Consider the following 4,517-nt stretch of genomic DNA (forward strand, 5'->3'; position numbering starts at 1 on the left):
GCCCGGACACTCCCCCGTGACCCGCGCTCATCTCGCTGCGCAGCAGCACCGGCCGGTCCGCCGAGTTGGCCGACGGGGACACCGCCCGCAGCCTGGCCACCCACTTGGCGGGCTCCACGTACAGCACCCGGGTGTCGTTGAGCGAGGTCACCGCGAGGATGGCCGGATAGTCCTTGGCCTCGATGTTCTCGTACGGGGCGTACGAGGCCATGTAGTCGTAGACCTCCTCGGAGTGCAGCGGATCGCCCCACTCGTCCCACTCGATCACCGTCAGCGGCAGCTCCGGCATGAGGATCGAGGTGAGCGGGTCGACGAACGGCACCACGGCCTGGATGCCCACGAACAACTCGGGGGCCAGGTTCGCGACCGCCCCCATCAGTAGTCCACCGGCACTGCCGCCCTCGGCGACCAGCCGGTCCGGGGAGGTGAGCCCGGAGTCGACCAGGTGTCGCGCACAGTCGACGAAGTCGGTAAAGGTGTTGCGCTTCGTGTGCGTCTTGCCGTTCTCGTACCAGAGCCGACCCATCTCACCGCCGCCCCGCACGTGCGCCACGGCGAAGGCCATCCCCCGGTCGAGCAGCGAGAGCCTCGCCACCGAGAACGCGGGATCGATACTGGTCTCGTACGAGCCGTAGCCGTACAGCAGCGTCGGCACCTGCTCGCCGGCATCGACGCGGGCGGCGGTGCCGGTGGACATCACCAGCGAGATCGGCACCCGGGTGCCGTCCGCGGCCGTCGCCCAGTCGCGTCGCTGGACGTAGCCGCTCGGGTCGTACCCGCCGAGCACCTCCTGCTCACGCAGCAGCGTCCGCTCCCCCGAGGCGAGGTCGAGCGAGTAGACCCGGCCCGGCGTGACGAACGAACCGAAGCCGAACCGCAGGACCGGCGAGTCCCACTCCGGGTTGGACCCCGGACCGGAGGTGTACAGCTCCTCGTCGAACTCGACGGGCTCGAACCGCCCGTACGCCTCGACTCCCGCCGTGGACCCCTGCTCGAGCGGCATCAGCGCGAACCGCGGCAGCGCCGCTTCGCGGTACCCCAGCACCAGCACGCGCGCGAAGGCGTCCACGCCCTCCACCCGGACGTCGTCGCGGTGGGCCACCAGCGTGCGCAGATCCCGCAGCTCGCCCTCGATCGGACCGACAGGCGCCTCGACCACCTCGTAGTTCGGGGCGCCGTCGTTGTGGGTGATGATGAACCGGTCCTCGCCACCGACGACCGCGTGCTCGACGTCGTACTCGACGCCCTCCTGCCGCGGCCGGACGCACCAGAACTCGCCGGCGGGATCGTTCGAGTCCAGGCACCACACCTCGGTGGTGATCTTGGACCCCGCCGCTATCTGCAGGAACTTCTCGCTGCGTGTCTCGCCGACCCCGATCCAGTAGGACTCGTCGGGCTCGTGGAAGACCTTGTCGTCGTCGTCCCTCGTCGTGCCCAGCCGGTGACGCCACACCGTGTCCGGTCGCCAGGCGTCATCGACGGTGACGTAGAAGACGTACCGGCCATCGCGGGACCAGGTCACGCCGGCGGCGATCCCGGAGATCTCCTCGTCCGGGGCCGTGTAGTCCGGGTCGAGCGAGCGGAAGCGCAGCGTGTACCGCTCGTCGCCCTCGGTATCGGTGGCCCACGCCAGTGCGCGGCCGTCGTGGCTGACCGAGAACGCGCCCAGCGCGAAGTAGTCGTGACCCTCCGCCTCGGCGTTTCCGTCGAGGAGCAACTGCTCACCCGGCAACTCCACGCCCGGGGAGACCTCGGGCGGAACCCAGCCCGCAGGGTCCGACGGGTCGTCGACGAACTGCTGCGGGACCGGGACCCGACAGTGCCTGGCGTACGAGCGGCCCTCCTCGGTGCGCGAGAAGTACCACCAGCCGCTGGCGCGCACCGGAACCGACATGTCGGTCTCCTTGACGCGCGAGCGGATCTCCTCGTAGACCTCGTCCTCCAGGGGTTTGAGGTCGGCGGTCATCGCATCGGTGTAGGCGTTCTCCGCCTCGAGGTAGGCACGGGTCGCGGGAGCGTCCTTGTCGCGCAACCACTCGTAGTCGTCGACGAAGACGCGGCCGTGGTGCTCGCGACGGAAGGGACGGCGCTCGGCCTGCGGCGGCGTGGGCGTCTGCCCCGTGGTGGTGGCTGTGGTGGCGGTCGCGGCGGCGGCGGTGTCGGTGGCTGCGGTGTCGGTGTCGGTCGTCTCGGTGGAGCTCACGCTGCGTCGCCCCCGATCCAGTCGGCGAACGAGCGGCCCGAGATGCGCTCGTAGGCCTCGATGTAGCGCGCCCGGGTCGCGTCCACGACCTCCTGCGGCAGAGCCGGTGGCGGGGTGTCGGCATCGGAGTTCCAGCCCGCCTCCGGGCCCGTCAACCAGTTCCGCACGTACTGCTTGTCGAAGCTCGGTTGCACACGGCCCGGCGAATACTCGTCAGCGGGCCAGTAGCGCGATGAGTCCGGGGTGAGCACCTCGTCGGCCAGGATCAGCTCCCCGTCGACCAGGCCGAACTCGAACTTGGTGTCGGCCAGCAGCACTCCGCGCTCGGCCGCCATCTCCGCGGCCCGCGCGTAGACGTCCAGCGTCGCCGTACGCAGCTGCTCGGCCAGCTCGGCCCCGACGATCCCGGTGAGCTGATCGAACGAGATGTTCTCGTCGTGATCCCCCACCGCCGCCTTGGTGGCCGGGGTGAAGATCGGCTCGGGCAGTCGGCTGGCCTCGACCAGGCCCCCGGGCAGCTCGATGCCACACACGGTCCCCGACTCCCGGTACTCGGTCATCCCCGACCCGGTCAGGTAACCGCGGGCCACACACTCGGCCGGAACCATGTCGAGTCGACGGACCACCATCGCGCGGCCGAGCACCTCGAGCGGGATGCGCTCGTCGTCCAGCGTCCCGGCCAGGTGGTTGGGCACGTCGAGGGCGTCGAAGAAGTAGGCGCTCATCGCGGTGAGCACGCGGCCCTTGTCCGGGATGGGCGTGCCGAGGACGTGGTCGTAGGCGGAGATGCGGTCGGTGGCCACCAGGAGGAGCGTCTCACCGTCGATCTCGTACAGCTCGCGGACCTTTCCGGAGACGAGATGGCGGTAAGAGGAGAGATCGGGTCGCATGACGGCCAGCGTAGCCGGACGCCCACGTCCCGAGTCGAGACCGTCGGCCCCCACCCGTGGTTGGTCGGACTCAGCCCAGTCGGGCCTCGAGCCACTCCCCCAACGCCGCGTACGCGTCCTCGGCGCACAGGTCGTTGAACAGCTCGTGGAGGCCGCCCTCGAACTCCCGGTAGGTGATCTCCGGGCGCGGGTCGTGGTCCGAACCGGCGATCTGCGCGAAGCGCCGCGCGCCCGACGGGTAGGTGATGGTGTCGGCCGAGCCGTTGAGGATCAGCGTCGGCAACCGCAGTGCCGGCGACCGCTCGATGAACTTGAGGCCGCCGGCGAGCATCGTCCCCGCCGTCACCGCGGGCACGCCCTTGTGGTGGACCAGCGGATCCGAGGTGTAGTCCTCGACGTACTCGGGCACTCGGGAGATGTCGTGCGGGTCGAGCTTCTCCACCGGCAGGAACGGCAGGAGACGAGCGATCACGGGCGCCGCCACGCGCAGCGGTGCCGGTGTCCCCTCGCCCACGACGAGCCCGGGCGAGGAGAGGATGAGGCCCTTGAGGTCCCACGGCCGCCGGAGCGCGGACTCCCCCGCGATCAACCCGCCCATCGAATGCCCCATCAGCAGCCGGGGCAGGGACTCGGCCCCGCCGCCCTCGGCGGACCGGCTCCACTCCACCACCGCGTCACGCACCGCGAGGTTGTCGCGGATGTGCGTCTCTATCGACACCTTGGCGCGGGGCCCGGGAGCCGTGCCGTGGCCGCGCAGATCGTAGGAGGCAACACTGATCCCCCGGTCGGTGAGGAAGCGGATCGTCCGCCCGTACCGGCCGGAGTGCTCGGCGAAGCCGTGCACGAGCAGCAGCAACGCCCGGGGCTGGTCAGCGTGGTGCAGGGTCGCCTGCAGGCCGGAGGTGCCGGGGACGGGGATGGGGGTCTGGCGCATGCTGCACAGACTAGTGCCAGCCCGCCCGGGGCCGAGGCCGATCGCCTGGGGCCGATCGGGCAAAGGCCTCAGATCCCGAGCTGGTCCAAGATGAGGCTGCCGGCGCCGAGCGGCATCAGAAAGAACGCGATCGGAACGTAGAACTGCTGCATGAACGCCCCCGGGTCGATCCCGACGGCCGAACTGGCGGTGGCGAACCCGGCCTGGATCATCCCGAACACGTCGTACAGTGCGCCCCCGAGGGAGCCGCTGGGCCTCGTGACCATGCTGTGGTCCTTCCCTGTCACTCGGCGACGGGAGGGCCCCGCCTCCGTCGGTGTACAGGACTTATCGGGCGGGGGGCCCGGCGAGTTACGGACAGGCTGTCAGAGGATCGAACCCGGCGCGTAGCCGGCCGCCTCCGGGTGGCGGGCCACGAGCGCCTCGACGCGGGCGGCGACCGCGTCGACCTGGTCGCCGGCAGCGCCGACGAACGCGGCACGATCCGCGA

4 protein-coding genes are annotated in these 4,517 nt (G+C 70.6%); all 4 read right to left on the reverse strand.

Translation table 11 applies throughout. The features are described from left to right. The coding region (locus G6023_RS11070) for a S9 family peptidase (RefSeq protein ID WP_182635510.1) at positions 1–2,203 on the reverse strand (2,203 nt) is incomplete at its 3' end. Further along, complete coding sequence (locus G6023_RS11075; protein WP_067711957.1) at positions 2,200–3,093, reverse strand: phosphoribosylaminoimidazolesuccinocarboxamide synthase; 894 nt, start codon at positions 3,091–3,093, stop codon at positions 2,200–2,202. The genes G6023_RS11070 and G6023_RS11075, both read right to left, overlap by 4 nt. 70 nt (positions 3,094–3,163) lie before the next feature. Continuing rightward, on the reverse strand, positions 3,164–4,027 hold the full coding sequence (locus G6023_RS11080; protein ID WP_132064009.1) for an alpha/beta hydrolase: 864 nt from the start codon (positions 4,025–4,027) through the stop codon (positions 3,164–3,166). A gap of 68 nt (positions 4,028–4,095) precedes the next feature. Then, complete coding sequence (locus tag G6023_RS11085) at positions 4,096–4,293, reverse strand: hypothetical protein (RefSeq protein ID WP_182635512.1); 198 nt, start codon at positions 4,291–4,293, stop codon at positions 4,096–4,098. Positions 4,294–4,517 lie beyond the last annotated feature (224 nt).

Origin of the sequence: Dietzia sp. DQ11-71, from assembly GCF_014144995.1 — a bacterium.
Classification (GTDB): Bacteria; Actinomycetota; Actinomycetes; order Mycobacteriales; family Mycobacteriaceae; genus Dietzia; species Dietzia kunjamensis.